Below are 18,246 nucleotides of genomic sequence, written 5' to 3'. Positions count from 1 at the left end.
CGCACAATATTGAGGAGTTATACACGTGGTTGACGGCTTTGAGCTTTTCACCGACCGGTCCGTTGTCGCAATGCGCGTCAATGGCGAGCTCAAGGATCTCGCCACCACGGTGACTCCGACGGATGCCGTCGAACCGGTGACGATCGGCTCGCCCGATGGCCTCAGCATCCTGCGCCATTCGGCCGCCCACGTGCTCGCGCAGGCCGTGCAGACCGTGAATCCCGCCGCGCGCCTGGGCATCGGCCCGCCCGTGACCGACGGTTTCTACTACGACTTCGACGTGGCCGAGGCGTTCACCCCGGACGACATCAAGGCCCTCGAGAAAGCCATGGACCGCATCATCCGCCAGGGGCAGCGGTTCGTGCGCCGGGTGGTGACCGACGACCAGGCCAGGGAAGAACTCGCCGCGGAGCCGTACAAGCTCGAACTGATCGGGCTCAAGGGCGGTGCGGCCGAGAGCGCCGACAACGAGTCGGTCGAGGTCGGCGGCGCCGAACTCACCATCTACGACAACGTGGACCCCAAGACCGGGGAGACCCTCTGGAAGGACCTCTGCCGCGGCCCGCACCTGCCGAACACTCGCATGATCGGCAACGGGTATTCCCTGACCCGCCTCGCGGCCGCCTACTGGCGCGGCTCCGAGAAGAACCCGCAGCTGCAGCGCATCTACGGCACCGCCTGGCCCACCAAGGACGAACTGCGCGCCTACCAGGCCCGCCAGGAAGAGGCCGCCAAGCGCGACCACCGCAAGCTCGGCGCCGAACTCGACCTGTTCAGCTTTCCCGAGGAGATCGGCTCCGGCCTGCCCGTGTTCCACCCCCGTGGCGGCATCATCCGCCAGGAGATGGAGGACTACTCCCGCAAGCGCCACACCGAAGCCGGCTACGACTTCGTGTACACGCCGCACATCACCAAGTCGAACCTGTTCGAGACCTCGGGGCACCTGGACTGGTACGCCGACGGCATGTTCCCGCCGATGAAACTCGACGCGGAATACGACGCCGACGGTCACATGACCCGCCAGGGCGTCGACTACTACCTCAAGCCGATGAACTGCCCGTTCCACAACCTGATCTTCCGTTCCAGCGGCCGCAGCTACCGCGACCTGCCGATGCGCCTGTTCGAATTCGGCTCGGTCTACCGCTACGAGAAGTCCGGCGTCGTGCACGGGCTCACCCGCGTGCGCGGCATGACCCAGGACGACGCCCACATCTACACGACCCGCGACGGCATGAAGGAGGAGCTCACCTCCACGCTCAACTTCGTGCTGAAGCTGCTCGCCGACTACGGGCTCGAGGACTACTACCTGGAGCTCTCCACGAAAGACCCGAAGAAGTTCGTGGGCAGCGACGAGGCGTGGGCCGAAGCGACCGAGACCCTGCGTGAGGTCGCCGAAGCATCCGGTCTCGACCTCGTCGCCGACCCGGGCGGGGCGGCGTTCTACGGGCCGAAGATCTCGGTGCAGGCGCGCGACGCGATCGGCCGCACCTGGCAGATGTCCACCATCCAGCTGGACTTCAACCTGCCCGAGCGTTTCGACCTCGAGTACACCGCGCCCGACGGCTCGCGTCAGCGCCCGGTCATGATCCACCGAGCCCTGTTCGGGTCGATCGAACGCTTCTTCGCGGTGCTCACCGAGCACTACGCCGGGGCATTCCCGGTCTGGCTGTCCCCGGTGCAGGTCGTCGGCATCCCGGTGTCCGAGCAGTACGGTCCCTACCTCGACGAGATCGTGGGCCGGCTGAAAGCCGCCGGGGTGCGCGCCCAGGTCGACCACTCCGACGACCGGATGCAGAAGAAGATCCGCAACCACACCAAGGCCAAGGTGCCGTTCCAGCTGATCGTCGGCGAGGACGACCGGAACAACGAAGCGGTCAGCTTCCGCTTCCGCGACGGCACACAGGAGAACGGGGTGCCCGTGGACGACGCCATCCGCCGCATCGTCGCCTCGATCGAGACGCGCGCCCAGGTCACGACGCAGGGCCAGGCCTGAGATGAACCGTGACGCCGGGGGGTTCGAGGGAACCGAACAGTCGTCCGACTTCGCAGCCGTGCCGGATGCGTTCCAGCGGCTGTGGACTCCGCACCGCCTCGTCTACATCCAGGACGGCCAGCAGCCGCACGCCGACGACTGCCCGTTCTGCCTGGCGCCGGAGATGGACGACGAGAAGGCCCTGATCGTTGCCCGCGGTCGTTATGCCTACGTCCTGCTCAACCTGTTCCCGTACAACAGCGGTCACCTGCTGGTATGTCCGTACCGGCATATTGCGACGTATGACGAGGCGTCGCCGGAGGAGGTCGCCGAGATTGGTAGCCTGACCCAGATCGCCATGGGCGTGCTCAAGGCGGTCTCGCACTGCGACGGCTTCAACATCGGTATGAACCAGGGCCGAATCGCGGGGGCGGGCATCGCCGGCCACCTGCACCAGCACATCGTCCCGCGGTGGGCGCTCGACTCGAACTTCTTCCCGATCATCGCCGGAACTAAGGCCATTCCCCGACTTCTGGGCGATGTTCGCCGCGAAGTGGCCGAGGGCTGGCCGCAGAGCACGAACTAGCGCAGAGCACGAACTAGCGCAGAGCACGAACGAGCAACACTTTCCCGCCCGGCCCCTGCCGGGCGGAACCCATCCAGTGCAAGGAATAGAATTACAGCCATGACTGAAACCACACCCGCCGAGCAGTTTGGGTCGAGCCGCGTCAAGCGCGGACTCGCCGACATGATGAAGGGCGGCGTCATCATGGACGTCGTCAACGCCGAGCAGGCGCGCATCGCAGAGGACGCCGGCGCTGTCGCCGTCATGGCCCTCGAGCGTGTGCCGGCCGACATCCGTTCCCAGGGCGGCGTCGCCCGCATGAGCGACCCCGACCTGATCGACAGCATCATCGCCGAGGTCTCCATCCCGGTCATGGCCAAGGCGCGCATCGGCCACTTCGTCGAAGCGCAGATTCTGCAGGCCCTGAACGTCGACTACATCGACGAGTCCGAGGTGCTGAGCCCCGCCGACTACGTCAACCACATCGACAAGTGGAACTTCACGGTTCCCTTCGTCTGTGGTGCGACGAACCTGGGTGAGGCGCTGCGCCGCATCACCGAGGGCGCGGCCATGATCCGGTCCAAGGGCGAGGCCGGCACCGGCGACGTCTCCGAGGCCATGAAGCACATCCGCACCATCAAGGGCGAGATCGGCCGCCTGTCGTCGCTGAGCAAGGACGAGCTGTACGTCGCCGCCAAGGAACTGCAGGCCCCGTACGAGCTCGTCGCCGAGATCGCCGCCACCGGCAAGCTCCCCGTCGTGCTGTTCGTCGCCGGCGGCGTGGCCACCCCGGCTGACGCGGCCATGATGATGCAGATGGGCGCGGACGGCGTGTTCGTCGGCTCCGGCATCTTCAAGTCGGGCAACCCGCAGGCCCGCGCGAACGCCATCGTCAAGGCCGTCACGTTCTACGACGACGCCAGCGTCATCGCCGCCGTCTCCCGCGGTCTCGGCGAAGCCATGGTCGGCATCAACGTGTCCGATCTGGCCGCACCGCACCGCCTCTCTGAGCGCGGCTGGTAGTCACTCGTCCGTGAGCGTTGGAGTTCTCGCCCTTCAGGGTGATTTTCGGGAGCATGCCGAGGTTCTCCGGTCCCTCGGCGCCGACGTCGAACTCGTTCGCCGCCCGGAGGAACTGGCCCGCGTCAGCGGGCTGGTGATCCCGGGCGGCGAGTCCAGCGTGATGGACAAACTGGCCAGGGCGTTCGGCCTGGCCGAACCGCTGGCCGCCTTCGTCCGGAGCGGGCTGCCCGTCTACGGCACCTGCGCCGGCCTGATCATGCTCGCCGACACCGTCATCGACGGGATCGCCGGCCAGGAGAGCATCGGCGGTCTCGACATCGCCGTGCGCCGAAACGCCTTCGGTTCCCAGACTCTCTCGTTCGAGACCGACCTCGACGTGCCTGTCCTCGGCGACGCTCCCGTGCACGCCGTGTTCATCCGGGCCCCGGTCGTGGAGACCGTGGGCCCCAGGGCCCGGGCGCTGGCCACTCTCGCCGACGGCCGGTGTGTCGCCGTCGAGCAGGACAACCTGCTCGGCACGTCTTTCCACCCCGAGATCACCGGGGAGAACCGTTTTCACGAGTACTTCCTGGGCAAGGTGGCCGCGGCCGGTTTTCGCGGCTAGGGTCCGTACATGACCCGGTCGGTTGCTTTCCTGCGCGGCATCAACGTCAACGGCATCAACATCAGGATGGCGGCCCTGCAGTCCGTCTTCCGGGAACTCGGATACACCGGGATCAGCACGGTGCTTGCCAGCGGCAACGTTCTGTTCACGACGAGTGAGACGGATGCGGCGGCCACGAAGGCGCGGATCGAGCGGGCGCTCTCCGACACCTTCGGCTACCGGGCCTGGATCATCCTCGTCGACGTCGAGTGGCTCGACCGGGTCGTGCGGGCGTTCCCGTTCGACGCGGACCGCGAGGGGTGGCATCCCTACGTCGTGCTCGGGTCAGACCGGTCCGTGCTGGACGAGCTCCTCGGCGCGGCCGGCGACGCGGACCCCGACACGGAACAGATCAGGTCAGGCGCCGACGTGTTGTACTGGCAGGTTCTGCGGTCGGTGGGCGTGGGCAGCCCGTTCAGCAAGCTGAGCGGCAAGGCCCGGTACCGGGCGAGCACGACCACGCGCAACCTGCGTACGCTGCAGAAAATCCTGGACCAGCCCCCGGGCGCGTGAAGCCTGCTCCGCCGGACACCGCGGGTTAGAATGTGGGGTACCTCAGGGTGCGACGACCAGAGAGCCAAGCGAGACAACGGGAGATTCATGTCCGGACATTCCAAGTGGGCGACAACGAAGCACCAGAAGGCGGTCACCGACTCTCGTCGGGCCAAGGCGTTCGCCAAGTTGATCAAGAACATCGAAGTGGCTGCCCGCATGGGCGGCGCCGACTTGTCGGGAAACCCGACGCTGGTGGACGCGATCCAGAAGGCCAAGAAGACCTCCGTCCCGAACGACAACATCGACCGCGCCGTCAAGCGTGGTGCAGGCCTGTCCGGTGAGGTCGTCGACTACACGACCATCATGTACGAGGGCTACGCCGCGCACGGCGTCGCCATCATGATCGAGTGTCTGACCGACAACAAGAACCGGGCCGCCGCCGAGGTGCGCACGACCGTCTCCCGCAACGGCGGCAACATGGCCGATCCCGGCAGCGTGGCCTACAACTTCAACCGCAAGGGCATCGTCGTGGTGCCCAAGGGTGACAACGTCACCGAAGACGACGTGCTCGCGGCCGTGCTCGACGCCGGTGCCGAAGAGGTCGTCGACGACGGCGACAAGTTCGAGGTCTTCAGCGAGGCCCATGACCTCGTCGCCACCCGCACGGCGCTGCAGACCGCCGGAATCGACTACGACTCCGCCGACATCGCATTCGTGCCCCAGCTCAAGATCGAGGTCGACGCCGAAACCGCCCGCAAGGTCTTCAAACTGATCGACGCGCTCGAAGAGCTCGACGACGTGCAGAACATCTACAGCAACTACGACGTGTCGCCCGAGGTCATCGCGGAGCTTCAGGCCGAAGCCGAGTAGAGGCCGTGTCAGTCCGGGTCCTGGGCATCGATCCCGGGCTGACCCGTTGCGGCGTGGGCGTGGTCGACGTGAACCCCAACCGCACCGCGACCCTCGTCGACGTGGCCGTGCTCCGCAGCGCGGCGGACCTGCCGCTCGAGCAGAGGCTCCTGCTGATCAGCCGGGGTCTCGAGGAGATGCTCGACCGGCACCAGCCCGAATTCGTGGCGATCGAGCGGGTGTTCGCCCAGAACAACGTGAGCTCCGTCATGGGCACGGCGCAGATCAGCGGGGTCGCCCTCCTCCTCGCGGCTCAGCGCGGGCTGACCGTCACCCTGCACACCCCCAGCGAGGTCAAGGCCGCGATCACCGGTTACGGGTCCGCCGACAAGGCGCAGGTCGGCACGATGGTCGCCCGGGTGCTCGGCCTGGCCGAAGTGCCCAGGCCGGCGGATGCCGCGGACGCGCTGGCCATTGCGATCTGCCACGCCTGGCGCACCGGCGCATCCGGTGGCACCCTGCCGACCGGCGCCGCCGTCCCGGTCGGAACGCTGACCCCGGCCCAGAAGGCATGGCGCGCCGCCGAACGCGGCTCCGTGTCGCCGGTGACCCGTAGTGTTAAGCGGTGATTGCATCCGTACGTGGCCTCGTCCTGTCTGCCCTGGGTTCGACGGCCGTGATCGAGGTCGGGGGAGTGGGGCTGGCCCTGCAGGTCACCCCCGCGACCGCGCTGACGCTGCGGGTCGGCACCGAGGCCCGCCTCTCCACCACGCTGATCGTGCGCGAAGACTCACTCACGCTCTACGGGTTTCCGGCCACGGACGAACTCGAGGTGTTCGAGCTGCTGGTCGGGGTGACCGGCGTCGGACCGAAATCGGCCCTCGGTGTGCTCGCCGTGCTCAGCCCGAACCGGATCGCACAGGCGGTCGCCTCCGAGGATGACGCCGCTTTCCGCAAGGTCAGCGGCATCGGCCCCAAGACCGCCAAGTTGATCGTGCTCTCCCTGGCCGGCAAGGTCTTCGTCTCGGCCGCCGCCGCCACCGCCGCGGCTCGCCCGGCCCCCACGAGCGCGTCCGCGAACGTGCAGGCCGCCCTGATCGGCCTGGGCTGGTCTGAGCGGGTGGCCGCTCAGGCGGTCGAGGAGACCCTCGCCGACACGGCCGATCCCGAGCAGGTCGGGGTGGCCAGTCTCCTCCGGCTGGTCCTGGCCCGGCTCGGCCCGGCCCAGCAGGCTTCGGAGCGCCGCTCATGACACCCGAACCGCGCCTGGCCGGCGACCCCGGGGTCGAGCTGACCAATCCCGTTCTGGAAGGCGACGCGGAACTCGCGTTCGAAGGCGCCCTCCGGCCCCGGAGCCTGGCGGAGTTCGTCGGCCAGCAGAAGGTGCGCAGCCAGCTGCAGCTGCTGTTGACGGCGGCGACCATGCAGGCCCGCACGCCGGACCACATCCTGCTGGCCGGCCCGCCCGGGCTGGGCAAGACCACCCTGGCCATGATCATCGCGTACGAGGGCAACCGGCCGCTGAGGATGTCCAGCGGCCCGGCCATCCAGCACGCGGGTGATCTGGCCGCCGTGCTCTCCTCACTGATCCCCGGCGAGGTGCTCTTCATCGACGAGATCCACCGGATGGCCCGCTCGGCCGAGGAAATGCTCTACCTCGCGATGGAGGACTTCCGGATCGACATCATGGTGGGCAAGGGTGCCGGCGCCACCTCGGTGCCGCTCGAGCTCGCCCCGTTCACGCTGGTGGGCGCCACGACCCGGTCCGGGCTGCTGCCCAACCCACTGCGCGACCGGTTCGGGTTCACCGCCCACCTCGAGTTCTACGCGGACCACGAGCTCGAGGAGGTGCTGGCGCGTGCCGCCGCACTGCTCGACTTCAGGATCGACCGGGAGGCCCTCGCCGAAATCGCCGGTCGGTGCCGCGGCACGCCGAGAATCGCCAACCGGCTGCTCCGGCGGGTGCGCGACTACGCCCTGGTGCACGGGGGGGACGCCGACCTGGCCGCCGTCCACGCGGCCCTGGAACTCTACGACGTGGACGCGATCGGGCTCGATCGGCTCGACCGGGAAGTGATGCGCATCATCCTGACCCGTTTTGGGGGTGGGCCGGTTGGCCTGAACACACTGGCGGTGTCCGTGGGGGAAGAGTCGGAGACCATCGAGGCTGTCGTGGAGCCGTTCCTGGTGCGGATAGGCTTCCTCACGCGCACCCCGCGCGGGCGCGTGGCGACCCCCGCAGCGTGGCGGCACTTCGGTCTCGTCAACCCGCAGGACGGCGCTCCGAAGGTCCCATAACCTCGATGACCTATAATTCGAGTTGGTTCGTAAGGAATCAGACGCACAAGCTTCGGCCATCGCGCCGCAATCGGAAGGTTTCACAGTTTTATGGATCCGTTGACTCTTGTCATGCTCGTCGTTCTCGCGGCGCTCGTTTTCTTCATGTTCCGCAACAGCCGCAAGCGCCAGAAGGACCAGGCCGCGCTGCAGGCCCAGATGGTTGCCGGCGCGGAGGTCATGACCAACTTCGGGATGTACGGAACCATTCTCTCGATCGACGAGGAAGCGAACAAGGTCGCCCTTGAAATCGCACCGGGAACGGTCGTGCAGCTGCACCGCCAGACCATCGCCCGTGTGATCGAGCCGACCGTGGCCGAGTCCGAGGACGCACCCGTTGCCGAAATCGGCCAGGACACCGCCGGCGTCATGAACGAACCCGAGTTCGGTCAGCGAGTCGCTGATGCAGACACCGACGAAGAGCCCAAAAAGGGCGATGCGTAACCAATCCCTCTCACATGCCCGCGCCGTGACGGCGCGGGCATGAGCACAGAAAGCTGAGTTCACAGGTGGCAAAGTCGTCTCCGGCCAAAAAGGCCTGGCGTTCCCTCACGTGGCTGGGGGTGATCATCGTCGGTCTGATCGCTCTCAACACCGCCGGCGTCCTCACCGGCGGCGGTTCCTGGACGCCCAAGCTGGCCCTCGACCTCGAGGGTGGCACGCAGATCATCCTCGCGCCGAAACTCGAATCCGGTCAATCAGTTTCGCAGGAACAGCTGAACAATGCCGTGTCGATCATCCGGCAGCGCGTTGACGCGTCCGGCGTCTCCGAAGCGGAGATCAACACGCAGGGCGGCCAGAACATCGTCGTCTCGATCCCGGGCATCCCCGACGACGCCACCATCAACCGGATCGAGTCCTCAGCGAAACTCGAATTCCGCCCCGTCCTTCTGGCCGACGCCCCGTCGGCGGCCAGCGTGGGCGCGGACGGCGCGGCGACCCCGGCCCCGAGCGTCGACCCCGACCTGTCGAGCACGCCGACCGCGGTACCCACCGACGCCAGCGACCCGAGCTGGATCACCCCGGCGCTCCAGGCCCAGTACGACGCCTTCGACTGCACGAAGCTCGACACCAGCAACGTCGCCCCGGCGGACAAGCCACTCGTCACCTGTGAGACCGACGGCTCGGTCAAATACATCCTCGGCCCGGTCGAGGTCAGCGGCGAGAACGTCTCGGACGCCACCAGCGGCCAGGAGACGAACCAGAGCGGCGCGACCACCGGCCAGTGGGTCGTCAACATGAAGTTCGACAAGACCGGGACCAAGGCGTTCGCCGACGTCAGCACCCGGTTGAACGGCCTCGAGGGCGTGCGCAACCAGTTCGCCATCGTTCTCGACGGCCAGGTCATCTCCGCGCCCCGCACGAACGCGGCGATCACTGACGGAAACGCGCAGATCAGCGGAAACTTCACCAAGGAATCGTCCAAGACGCTCGCCGACCAGCTCAAGTTCGGCGCCCTGCCGATCAGCTTCACGGTGCAGAGCCAGGACACCATTTCCGCGACGCTCGGCTCCTCCCAGCTCCTCGGCGGTCTCATCGCCGGTCTGATCGGACTGATCCTGGTCGTGATCTACTCGCTGATCCAGTACCGGTTGCTCGGGGTGGTGACGATCGCTTCCCTGACCGTCGCGGCCCTGATCACGTACCTGATCATCACGACCCTGTCCTGGCGGGAGGGTTACCGACTGTCCCTCGCCGGGGTGGCCGGGTTGATCGTTGCCATCGGAATCACCGCCGACTCCTTCATCGTCTACTTCGAGCGCGTGCGCGACGAGCTGCGGGACGGTCGCGGACTCGAGTCGGCCGTCGAGGCCGGCTGGAAGCGCGCTCTGCGCACCATCCTCGCCTCGGACGGCGTGAACTTCCTCGCCGCCGGCGTGCTCTTCATCGTGGCGGTCGGCAACGTCAAGGGCTTCGCCCTGACCCTCGGCCTCACCACGATCGTCGACGTCGTCGTCGTCATCCTGTTCACCCACCCGATGCTCCAACTGCTGGCGCAGACCCGGTTTTTCAACGAGGGTCACCGCTTCAGCGGACTCGACCCCCGGGCGCTCGGTGCCACCTACCGCGGCCGTGCCAAGTTCCAGCCGTCCACGCAGGTCGCAACAGGCAAACTGTCGTCGGCCAGTAAAGAAGCCGCCAAACGTCAAACCATCGCCGAACGCAAGGCGCAGGACCTCGTCGGTTCCAGCACCGATCGCTTCTCGAACGGGAAGGAATCCTAATGGCCAGCTTCTCCCAGTTCGGCAATGACCTGCACACCGGCAAGCGATCGTTCAACATCATCGGCCGGCGCAACACGTGGTATCTCGTCGCATCCGTCATGCTCCTGATCGCCCTGGTCGTCCCGCAGCTCCGCGGCGGGTTCGTCTTCGGCATCGAGTTCACCGGCGGATCCGAGTTCGTGGTGTCAGACCTGCCGAAGCAGGACCAGGCCACGGCGTCTGACGCCGTCAACGCCGTGGTGCCCTCCGCGGTCCCCAAGGTGTCCAACGTGGGCAACAGCGGCATCCGGGTGCAGACCGACCAGCTCAGCGCCCAGGACAGCCGCGATGTGCGCACCGCCCTGGCCGACGCCTACTCGGTTCCGAAAGACCAGGTCACCGCGTCCTTCATCGGCCCGTCCTGGGGTGCCGACATCACCGGCCAGGCTCTGCGCGGGTTGGCGATCTTCCTCGTCCTCGCCGGGATCGGCATGGCCCTGTACTTCCGCACCTGGAAGATGGCCCTGGCTGCCATGGTCGCGCTCCTGCACGACCTCGTCATCACCGCCGGGTTCTACGGCATCACCGGGTTCGAGATCACCCCCGCCGCCGTGATCGGCTTCCTGACCATCCTCGGCTACTCGCTGTACGACACCGTCGTGGTGTTCGACAAGATCCGCGAGAACACCGCTGAGGACGTCACGGATTCGCGCCGCACATTCGGAGAATCGGTCAACCTCGCCGTCAACCAGACCCTGGTGCGTTCGATCAACACCTCCGTCGTGGCGGTGCTCCCGGTCGGATCGATCCTGTTCATCGGTGCCCTCGTGCTCGGCGCCGGCACCCTGCGGGACATCTCGCTGGCGCTCCTGATCGGAATCATCGCCGGGGCATACTCGACGATCTTCATCGCGTCGCCGCTGTACGCCCAGCTGCGGTCCAGCGAGCCGGATATCCGCAAACGGGACCTGAAGGTTCTCTCCCTTCGGGCCAAGGCCGACGCGACGACGACAAAATCCGCGGAGAAGATCACCGCCTAGGCCGGGAGTCGGTCCCCACCTGGCGCCGGTGGTATCAGGCCCGGGTGGCGAACAGCCATAATTGTTGTGAGGGATGGAGGTGACGGATGACCGATCTGACGTCTCCTCCTGCCTCCCCGGCTCCGGTTCCGCCCGCCTCGCTCCGGCGCCTCGTGCCGCGCATCTTTTCGCGGGCTCAGCCGGTCGGAGCTGTCGACACCCTCTTGAAGACCGTGCGGATGCACCACCCGAAGGTCGACCTGTCGATCATCGAACGCGCGTACACCACGGCGGAACGGGCTCACGAAGGGCAATTCCGGCGCAGCGGTGAGCCGTACATCACCCACCCGGTCGCGGTGTCGCAGATCCTCGCCGACCTCGGCATCGGCCCCAAGACGGTGGCCGCCGCGCTCCTGCACGACACCGTGGAGGACACCGAGTACACCCTCGATCAGCTGCGGAGCGATTTCGGCGACGAGATCACCATGCTCGTCGACGGGGTGACGAAGCTCGACAAGGTCAAGTACGGCGACAGCACGCAGGCCGAGACCGTGCGCAAAATGATCGTGGCGATGTCGAAAGACATCCGGGTGCTGATCATCAAGCTCGCGGACCGGCTGCACAACGCCCGCACCTGGGGCTTCGTGCCGGCGGAGTCAGCCGTGCGTAAAGCCACCGAGACCCTTGAGATCTATGCCCCGCTCGCGCACCGGCTGGGCATCCAGACCATCAAGTGGGAACTGGAAGACCTCTCGTTCGCGGTGCTCTACCCCAAGCTCTACGCAGAGATCGACAGCCTGGTCAAGCAGCGCACCCCTCAGCGCGAGGAATTCGTTCAGCACGTCATCGACTCCATCGTCGACGACCTCAAGGCGGCCCGGATTCGCGGCAAGGTGGCCGGCCGGCCCAAGCAGTACTACTCGATCTACCAGAAGATGGTCGTGCGCGGGCGCGAGTTCGACGAGATCTACGACCTGGTCGGCATCCGCGTGCTGGTCAATTCCGTGCGCGACTGCTACGCGGTGCTCGGGGCGATCCACGCGCGCTGGACCCCGCTGCCCGGCCGGTTCAAGGATTACATCGCCACCCCCAAATTCAATCTCTACCAGTCGCTGCACACCACCGTCCTCGGGCCGAGCGGGCGCGCGGTGGAAATCCAGATCCGCACCCAGGAGATGCACCAGCGCGCGGAATTCGGCGTGGCCTCGCACTGGAAGTACAAGGAGCAGACCACCGGCAAGACCTCCGGGCCGGGCCCGCAGAGCGACACCGACATGGCCTGGCTGGCGCACATCTCTGACTGGCAGGCCGAGACGGCAGACCCGGGGGAGTTCCTCGATTCGCTCCGGTACGAAATCGGTGCCAAAGAGGTCTACGTCTTCACACCCAAGGGCCGCGTCATCGGCCTGCCGGCCGATGCGACCCCGGTCGACTTTGCCTACGCCGTGCACACCGAGGTCGGCCACCGCACGATGGGTGCCAAGGTCAACGGGCGTCTCGTGCCTCTCGAGAGCCCGCTGATCACCGGCGACGTCGTGGAGGTCTTCACCTCCAAGAATCCGGACTCCGGGCCCAGCAAAGACTGGCTCAACTTCGTCAAGAGCCCACGGGCGCGCAACAAGATCCGCCAGTGGTTCACCAAGGAGCGCCGGGACGAGGCGATCGAACAGGGCCGCGACGCCATCGCCCGCGCCATGCGCAAGCAGAACCTGCCGCTGCAGAAGCTGATGAACCAGGACTCCTTCGCCGAGGTGGCCGCGGTGATGAAGTACGAGGACGTCTCCGCCCTCTACGCCGCCGTCGGCGAGGGTCACGTGTCCACCCAGTCCGTGTTGGAGAAGGTCGTCGCCACGCTGCAAAGCGTCGAGGAGAGCGATGCCACCGATCTCCCGTTCGCACCGAACGGGCGCACGCAGACGCTCCGGAACAGCGATTCCGGCATCCTGGTGCGTGGAGCCCCGGACATCCTGGTCAAACTCGCCCGCTGTTGCACCCCGGTCCCGGGCGACAAGGTCGTCGGATTCATCACCCGCGGCGCCGGCGTCTCGGTGCACCAGGCAACCTGCCGCAACGTTCAGTCCCTGCTCAAGGAACCTGAGCGCATGATCGACGTGGACTGGGCGCCGACCTCCAAGAGCCTCTTCCTGGTTCAGATCCAGATCGAGGCCCTGGACCGCTCCGGACTCCTGTCGGACGTGACCCGGGTGCTGTCCGAGCACCACGTCAACATCCTCTCCGCCACGGTTCACACCTCGACCGACCGCTTGGCGATCAGCCGGTTCGTTTTCGAGATGGGGGATACCACCCACCTCGACCGGGTGCTCAACGCCGTGCGGCGCATCGACGCCGTGTACGACGTCTACCGCGTCAACGACGGCTAAACCGGCAGCGTCGGCTGAACCGACAACGTAGGCTCAGCCGGCAGGGTGTCCAGTAGGACCTGCGCCTCGTCGAGGCGGGCCAGGGCCTGGGCCTTGTACGGCACGTTGGGGCCGGCGCAGAGCCGGCGGGCCGGATCGGCGCTGCTGTGGCCGGCGAATCGCAGGAGCGCGGCGATCAGTGGCGGCAGGGCGCACGCCCGCAGCGAATCCCCATCGGCATCCGGGTCCAGGTTCCACCGCGCCAGGTCCACGACGGTCCGGAGGGGGCGAGTGACCCGCAGGCCGGAAATCGTCTGCACCTGGTCCGGGCTGCAGCTGACCTCGCGGATCCGCAGCCTCGGTGAGGGAGCCAGATGCATCCGGGCGGCCGTGTGGACGCAGAACTGGTGCTGTCGCGGCTCCGGGGTGAGGCCGTAGATCCACGCGGCGGTCAGCCGCTCCGCGATCGCCCGTGGAGACACGAGGAGGCCCGCCGCGCGAGCCCGGCTCGGGGCGTCGCCCGGCTCGTCGACCGGGCACCAGAAATCGCCCAGCTTGAACACCTCCCCGTCGAGGCGCGCGCAGCACAGTTCAGCGAGTGGAAGGTCCCGGGCGGAAAGCACCGGCTGCAATCTGAAGCTCATCGGACCAGCGTGCGGTCCGGTCGCGGGCCGGATACAAGAAGAACGGGGATCTGTGGACAGATCCCCGTTCTCACTTCTGTTGACGAACCCGGTTCGAGCCGGGGCGCGTTACTGGCCGATGGCCTTCAACCACGCCTTGCGGGTCTCCAGGGCCTCGGTCGCCTCGGCGATCGCGCGAGCGTCCTTGCTGTCCTGGGCCGTCGCGAGCTCGGCCTCGAGCTTGGCGATGGCGTCGTGCAACTGACCGGCCATGCCCTCGGCACGTGCCTTGGTCTCCGGGTTGTTGCGCTTCCAGTGGTCGTCGTCGAGCTTGCGAACGGCGGCCTCGACCTTGCGCATGCGGTCTTCGACCAGCTTGACGGAGTCGCGCGGAACCTTGCCGATCGCATCCCACCGGCGCTGGATCGCGCTGAGGGTCGTGCGGGCCTTCGTGCGGTCCGTTTCGGTCAGGAGCAGTTCGGCTTCGGTGAGCAATTCGAGCTTCTGCTCCAGGTTTCCGGCGAACTCCTCGTTGTCCTGCGCGTCGATTTCCGACTTCACGGAGTACAACACGTCACCGGCGGCCTTGAACTTCGCCCACATGGCGTCATCCTGCTTTTTGCCGCTGCGGCCGGCCAGCTTCCACTCGTCGAGAAGGTTGCGGTAGGCCGGGATGCCGTCCGCGCCCTTCGGCGCGAGGGCTTCGGCCTGCTCGATCAGGTGCTGCTTGCGGTTGCGGACGTCCTTGTGGGCGCTGTCCAACTCGGCGAAGAACGCCTTGCGGTTCTGTTCGATCGTGGTGCGGGCGGCCCGGAATCGCTTCCACAGGTCGTTGGCCTCACCCTTGGGGATGCGGGGGGCGTCGTGCTGGTGAGCCTGCCACTTGGCGAAGAGCGCCTCGAGGGCAGCACTGGTCTGCTTCCACTGCGTCTTGGCCGGGTCTTCGGCCGCGAGGGCCTCTGCTTCGGCGACGATGGCGGCGCGCTCGGCGATGGCGGCGACAGCAGCGGCCTTCGACTCGGCGCTCTGCTGCTCCGTGAGCTCGCTCACGGCGCCGCCCAGGGCGCCCAGGCGGGCTGCCAGTGCGGCCAGGTTGCCGACCGCGTTGGCGTTGGCTACCGTCTCGGTCAGGTGAGCGACGGACTTCGCGATGTCGGCCGCGGGCGCGCCACCCTTTGCACGCTGTTCCAGGAGCGTGACCTGTCCGTTGAGTTCAACGTATTTGCGTTCGAAGTAGGCCAGCGCCTCTTCCGGCGTCGCGTCGGGATACTGTCCCACGGCGCGTTCACCTGTCGCTTCGCGCACGTAAACCGTGCCGGATTCGTCTACGCGACCCCATGGTTGCTGATCTGTCGTAGTCAAGAGCCTCACCTTAATGATGTCGTCGGGCGCTCACGAGGGAGCCGATACTGCGTCTAGAGCCAATACTGCGTCAAGCCTATTGCAAGCCCGCGCATGGTTTAGGTGATTCTACTGAACTGATACCTGTGTGATCGTCGTCGGCACCGCGGGAGCGCCGTCCGCGGAGCCGCCGGTGACGCCGGCATCCGTGATCTGCGCCTTGATCTGGTCAAGTCCGCCGGTGACCTTGCCCAGCACCGTGTAGCCGCCGACCGCGTCGGCGGGGATGGTGGTGTCGTCGTAGACGATGAAGAACTGGCTGCCCATGCTGTAGGCGTTGCCGCCCTGTCGGGCCATGGCGAGGGTGCCGGCCGGGTACACGTTGTCCGCGGGGGCGTTCTCGACCGGGCCATAGCTGTAACCGGGCCCGCCGGCACCGGTGCCTTCGGGGTCGCCGCACTGCAGCACGAAGAATCCGCCGGTGGTCAGACGGTGACAGGTCAGGTCCTGGCAGAACCCCGAATTGATCAGACTGATCGTGGACGACACGGCCTGCGGTGCGGCGGCGCCGTCCAGTTCGATCTCCAGTGGAATGCCGTTCAGGGCCATCGTGCCGGTCCAGGTGCGGCCCTCGGCCAGGGTCGTGGGCGGGACATCGCCCGAGTTCGCGCCGGCCGGCGCCGTCTCACTCGCCGACGGGGTCGGGGTGGCCGACGTGGAGGGCGCGACCTTCCCGGAGCCGCCGCTGAAGAAGGCCAACTGCGCGCCCACGGCGAGGGCGAGCACGGCCGTCACCGCTATACCGGCAAAGATGTTGTCCCGCAACCGACGCTTCTGCTGGTGCTCGTGCACCGCCCGCCGGGCCTGGAAGGCACGAACCCGCACACGCGCCTCGCGGGCTTCGCGGTCTTGTTTCTTGTTCACTACCACGTCGTATCCTCCAGGGGGCCGCGCACGGCCAGATCACGCAGGGACGGCCCGGCGCGATTGACGCCCGAACCACGTTGAACTCTACGCAACCGAGTGAATCCAGACAAACAGGGTCGCGGGCCCGTCGCCCGGCACTGTTCGCCCGGTCACCGGCACAAACTACGCTGGACCTATGGCTGATGTTCAACCGGGACTACGCAGCGGTGCCACACCGCTCGCCGTGCGGATGCGCCCGAAGAGTCTCGACGAGGTCGCCGGCCAGAAGCACCTGCTGACTCCCGGCTCGCCGCTGGTGAGCCTGGCGAGCGACAAGACGGGGGAGCAGGGCGCCGTCTCCGTCATCCTCTGGGGCCCGCCCGGCACAGGCAAGACCACGCTCGCCCAGGCCATCGCACACAGCTCCGGTCGTCGGTTCGTGGAGTTGTCCGCTGTCTCGGCCGGCGTGCGTGACGTGCGCCAGGTGATGGAGGAGGCGCGCACGAGTCGTGACCTCTACGGGCTCTCCACGGTACTTTTCCTGGACGAGATCCACCGTTTCAGCAAGGCCCAGCAGGATGCCCTGCTCCCGGGTGTGGAGAACGGGATCATCATCCTGGTGGCCGCGACCACCGAGAACCCGTCGTTCTCGGTCATCTCTCCGCTGCTGTCACGGTCCCTGCTCCTGACCCTCGAGACCCTCAGCGACGACGACCTCGGCATCGTCGTCGACCGTGCCGTGGTCGAGCCGCGCGGTCTGGCGGACCGGTTCGTTCTCGACCCCGAGGCCCGGGCGGCGATCATCCGGCTCGCGTCGGGGGACGCCCGCCGGGCGCTCACGGCGCTGGAGGCCGCATCCGTGTCGGCGGCGTCGGCGGTCAGGCCGGCGGAATCCGAACCGGGAGCGGACGAGCGGCCGGTCATCACCACCGAGATCGTCGCCCTCGCCGTGGACCGGGCGTTGCTTCGCTACGACCGCAACGGCGACGAGCACTACGACGTGATCAGCGCGTTCATCAAGTCTGTTCGAGGATCCGACGTCGACGCGTCCCTGCACTACCTCGCGCGCATGATCGAGTCCGGCGAAGACCCGCGATTCATCTGCCGCCGCATCATCGTCCTGGCCTCGGAAGACATCGGCATGGCCGATCCGCAGTCCCTCCTGATCGCCATCGCCGCCGCGGACGCCGTGCAGTACATCGGCATGCCGGAGGGTCGCATCCCACTGGCCCAGGCGGTCGTGCACCTGGCCACGGCGCCGAAATCCAACGCCTCTTATATGGCGTTGGACAAGGCCATCGCGGATGTTCGCGCCGGCAAGACGGGCCGCGTCCCCAAACATTTGCGCGACGCCCACTATTCCGGCGCCAAACGGCTCGGTCACGGCCGGGGCTACCGGTACCCCCACGACGACGTCCTCGGCGTGCTGGCCCAGCAGTACCCGCCGGACGAGATCGCCGACGCTCGCTACTACGAACCCACCGAGCACGGCAACGAGCGCGAGGTCTCGGCCCGGCTCGCCAAGCTCCGCAAGATCATCCGCGCCCGCTAGCAGCCCGCAGCCCTCCTCCTCCCTCGTGCCTCCTCCCTCGTTCCTCGTGCCTCGTGCCTCCTCCCTCGTGCCTCCTCCAGCCTCCAGCCCCCAGCCCCTCGCCCTCGCCCCGCTCCGCTGTGCCCCGCCCGATGAACGAATTCGACGGAGATTTTGGCCAAACCGGCCCGAAACAGTCGGTATGAGCCGTTTTAGAGCAGAATCTCCGTCGAATTGGTTCGGGCGGGGTCGGGCGGAGGGGGCGGGCAACGGAGTGGGCAGCGGGGCCGATGTGGTAGCCTGAACGGGCCTACAACTGGAACGGCATGCGGCTGCGTCCGTCTCCAGATTTGGATGGGTTTCGCTCTGTAGCCGGGC

17 protein-coding genes are annotated in these 18,246 nt (G+C 67.1%); 14 read left to right on the top strand and 3 right to left on the bottom strand.

Annotated features, from left to right (window positions below):
- Positions 1-70: 70 nt before the first annotated feature.
- The 13 genes from thrS (at position 71) to E3T37_RS10400 (ending at position 13,488) form a co-directional block, all read left to right on the top strand.
- On the top strand, positions 71-1,993 hold the full coding sequence (thrS, locus tag E3T37_RS10460; RefSeq protein ID WP_241976173.1) for a threonine--tRNA ligase: 1,923 nt from the start codon (positions 71-73) through the stop codon (positions 1,991-1,993).
- A 1-nt stretch (position 1,994) separates the two neighbouring features.
- A complete protein-coding gene (locus tag E3T37_RS10455) occupies positions 1,995-2,558 on the top strand; it encodes an HIT domain-containing protein (RefSeq protein WP_134366725.1) in 564 nt (187 codons plus the stop codon).
- A gap of 99 nt (positions 2,559-2,657) precedes the next feature.
- Positions 2,658-3,560, top strand: a complete 903-nt coding sequence (pdxS, locus tag E3T37_RS10450; protein ID WP_134366724.1) for a pyridoxal 5'-phosphate synthase lyase subunit PdxS — start codon at positions 2,658-2,660, stop codon at positions 3,558-3,560.
- Positions 3,561-3,570: 10 nt separating this feature from the next.
- Complete coding sequence (gene pdxT / locus E3T37_RS10445) at positions 3,571-4,164, top strand: pyridoxal 5'-phosphate synthase glutaminase subunit PdxT (protein WP_241976143.1); 594 nt, start codon at positions 3,571-3,573, stop codon at positions 4,162-4,164.
- Positions 4,165-4,173: 9 nt separating this feature from the next.
- Positions 4,174-4,716, top strand: coding sequence for a DUF1697 domain-containing protein (locus E3T37_RS10440; protein ID WP_134366722.1), 543 nt, complete (start codon positions 4,174-4,176; stop codon positions 4,714-4,716).
- 87 nt (positions 4,717-4,803) lie between these two features.
- The gene (locus tag E3T37_RS10435) at positions 4,804-5,568 is read left to right on the top strand and encodes a YebC/PmpR family DNA-binding transcriptional regulator (protein ID WP_134366721.1); all 765 of its coding nucleotides are present in this window, start codon (positions 4,804-4,806) and stop codon (positions 5,566-5,568) included.
- 5 nt (positions 5,569-5,573) lie between these two features.
- Entirely contained in the window at positions 5,574-6,176 is a 603-nt protein-coding gene (gene ruvC / locus E3T37_RS10430) for a crossover junction endodeoxyribonuclease RuvC (RefSeq protein WP_134366720.1), read from the top strand.
- On the top strand, positions 6,173-6,799 hold the full coding sequence (ruvA, locus tag E3T37_RS10425; protein ID WP_134366719.1) for a Holliday junction branch migration protein RuvA: 627 nt from the start codon (positions 6,173-6,175) through the stop codon (positions 6,797-6,799). Before ruvC ends, ruvA begins: the two co-directional genes overlap by 4 nt.
- Positions 6,796-7,845, top strand: coding sequence for a Holliday junction branch migration DNA helicase RuvB (ruvB, locus tag E3T37_RS10420; protein ID WP_134366718.1), 1,050 nt, complete (start codon positions 6,796-6,798; stop codon positions 7,843-7,845). Before ruvA ends, ruvB begins: the two co-directional genes overlap by 4 nt.
- A gap of 111 nt (positions 7,846-7,956) precedes the next feature.
- Positions 7,957-8,328, top strand: coding sequence for a preprotein translocase subunit YajC (gene yajC, locus E3T37_RS10415; RefSeq protein WP_241976141.1), 372 nt, complete (start codon positions 7,957-7,959; stop codon positions 8,326-8,328).
- 65 nt (positions 8,329-8,393) lie between these two features.
- Complete coding sequence (gene secD, locus E3T37_RS10410; RefSeq protein WP_134366716.1) at positions 8,394-10,109, top strand: protein translocase subunit SecD; 1,716 nt, start codon at positions 8,394-8,396, stop codon at positions 10,107-10,109.
- Entirely contained in the window at positions 10,109-11,128 is a 1,020-nt protein-coding gene (secF, locus tag E3T37_RS10405; RefSeq protein WP_134366715.1) for a protein translocase subunit SecF, read from the top strand. The genes secD and secF overlap by 1 nt, the downstream gene beginning before the upstream one ends.
- An 86-nt stretch (positions 11,129-11,214) precedes the next feature.
- On the top strand, positions 11,215-13,488 hold the full coding sequence (locus tag E3T37_RS10400) for a bifunctional (p)ppGpp synthetase/guanosine-3',5'-bis(diphosphate) 3'-pyrophosphohydrolase (RefSeq protein ID WP_134366714.1): 2,274 nt from the start codon (positions 11,215-11,217) through the stop codon (positions 13,486-13,488).
- On the opposite strand, the gene E3T37_RS10395 is transcribed toward E3T37_RS10400, so the two are convergent.
- The 3 genes from E3T37_RS10395 to E3T37_RS10385 form a co-directional block, all read right to left on the bottom strand.
- On the bottom strand, positions 13,485-14,111 hold the full coding sequence (locus E3T37_RS10395; protein WP_134366713.1) for a hypothetical protein: 627 nt from the start codon (positions 14,109-14,111) through the stop codon (positions 13,485-13,487). The two genes, E3T37_RS10400 and E3T37_RS10395, sit on opposite strands and share 4 nt — an antisense overlap.
- Before the next feature lie 108 nt (positions 14,112-14,219).
- Entirely contained in the window at positions 14,220-15,452 is a 1,233-nt protein-coding gene (locus E3T37_RS10390; RefSeq protein ID WP_134366712.1) for a DUF349 domain-containing protein, read from the bottom strand.
- Positions 15,453-15,560: 108 nt separating this feature from the next.
- Positions 15,561-16,355, bottom strand: coding sequence for a peptidylprolyl isomerase (locus E3T37_RS10385; RefSeq protein ID WP_370292434.1), 795 nt, complete (start codon positions 16,353-16,355; stop codon positions 15,561-15,563).
- 178 nt (positions 16,356-16,533) lie between these two features.
- Here E3T37_RS10385 and E3T37_RS10380 point away from each other — a divergent pair, with 178 nt between their 5' ends.
- Entirely contained in the window at positions 16,534-17,889 is a 1,356-nt protein-coding gene (locus E3T37_RS10380) for a replication-associated recombination protein A (RefSeq protein ID WP_134366710.1), read from the top strand.
- Positions 17,890-18,246 lie beyond the last annotated feature (357 nt).

Origin of the sequence: Cryobacterium sp. TMT2-10, from assembly GCF_004403075.1 — a bacterium.
In the GTDB taxonomy this organism is placed as follows: Bacteria; Actinomycetota; Actinomycetes; order Actinomycetales; family Microbacteriaceae; genus Cryobacterium; species Cryobacterium shii.
Note: the sequence above shows the minus strand (reverse complement) of the source record. Positions and strands in the feature narration are given on the sequence as shown.

What these genes read in the sequence shown, in the direction of transcription:
- E3T37_RS10435 (WP_134366721.1), top strand. Translation starts at nt 4,804, where the DNA reads ATGTCCGGACATTCCAAGTGGGCGACAACGAAGCACCAGAAGGCGGTC.
- E3T37_RS10400 (WP_134366714.1), top strand. Translation starts at nt 11,215, where the DNA reads ATGACCGATCTGACGTCTCCTCCTGCCTCCCCGGCTCCGGTTCCGCCC.
- ruvB (WP_134366718.1), top strand. Translation starts at nt 6,796, where the DNA reads ATGACACCCGAACCGCGCCTGGCCGGCGACCCCGGGGTCGAGCTGACC.
- E3T37_RS10395 (WP_134366713.1), bottom strand. Translation starts at nt 14,111, where the DNA reads ATGAGCTTCAGATTGCAGCCGGTGCTTTCCGCCCGGGACCTTCCACTC.
- E3T37_RS10440 (WP_134366722.1), top strand. Translation starts at nt 4,174, where the DNA reads ATGACCCGGTCGGTTGCTTTCCTGCGCGGCATCAACGTCAACGGCATC.
- E3T37_RS10380 (WP_134366710.1), top strand. Translation starts at nt 16,534, where the DNA reads ATGGCTGATGTTCAACCGGGACTACGCAGCGGTGCCACACCGCTCGCC.
- thrS (WP_241976173.1), top strand. Translation starts at nt 71, where the DNA reads ATGCGCGTCAATGGCGAGCTCAAGGATCTCGCCACCACGGTGACTCCG.
- pdxS (WP_134366724.1), top strand. Translation starts at nt 2,658, where the DNA reads ATGACTGAAACCACACCCGCCGAGCAGTTTGGGTCGAGCCGCGTCAAG.
- yajC (WP_241976141.1), top strand. Translation starts at nt 7,957, where the DNA reads ATGCTCGTCGTTCTCGCGGCGCTCGTTTTCTTCATGTTCCGCAACAGC.
- E3T37_RS10455 (WP_134366725.1), top strand. Translation starts at nt 1,995, where the DNA reads ATGAACCGTGACGCCGGGGGGTTCGAGGGAACCGAACAGTCGTCCGAC.
- secF (WP_134366715.1), top strand. Translation starts at nt 10,109, where the DNA reads ATGGCCAGCTTCTCCCAGTTCGGCAATGACCTGCACACCGGCAAGCGA.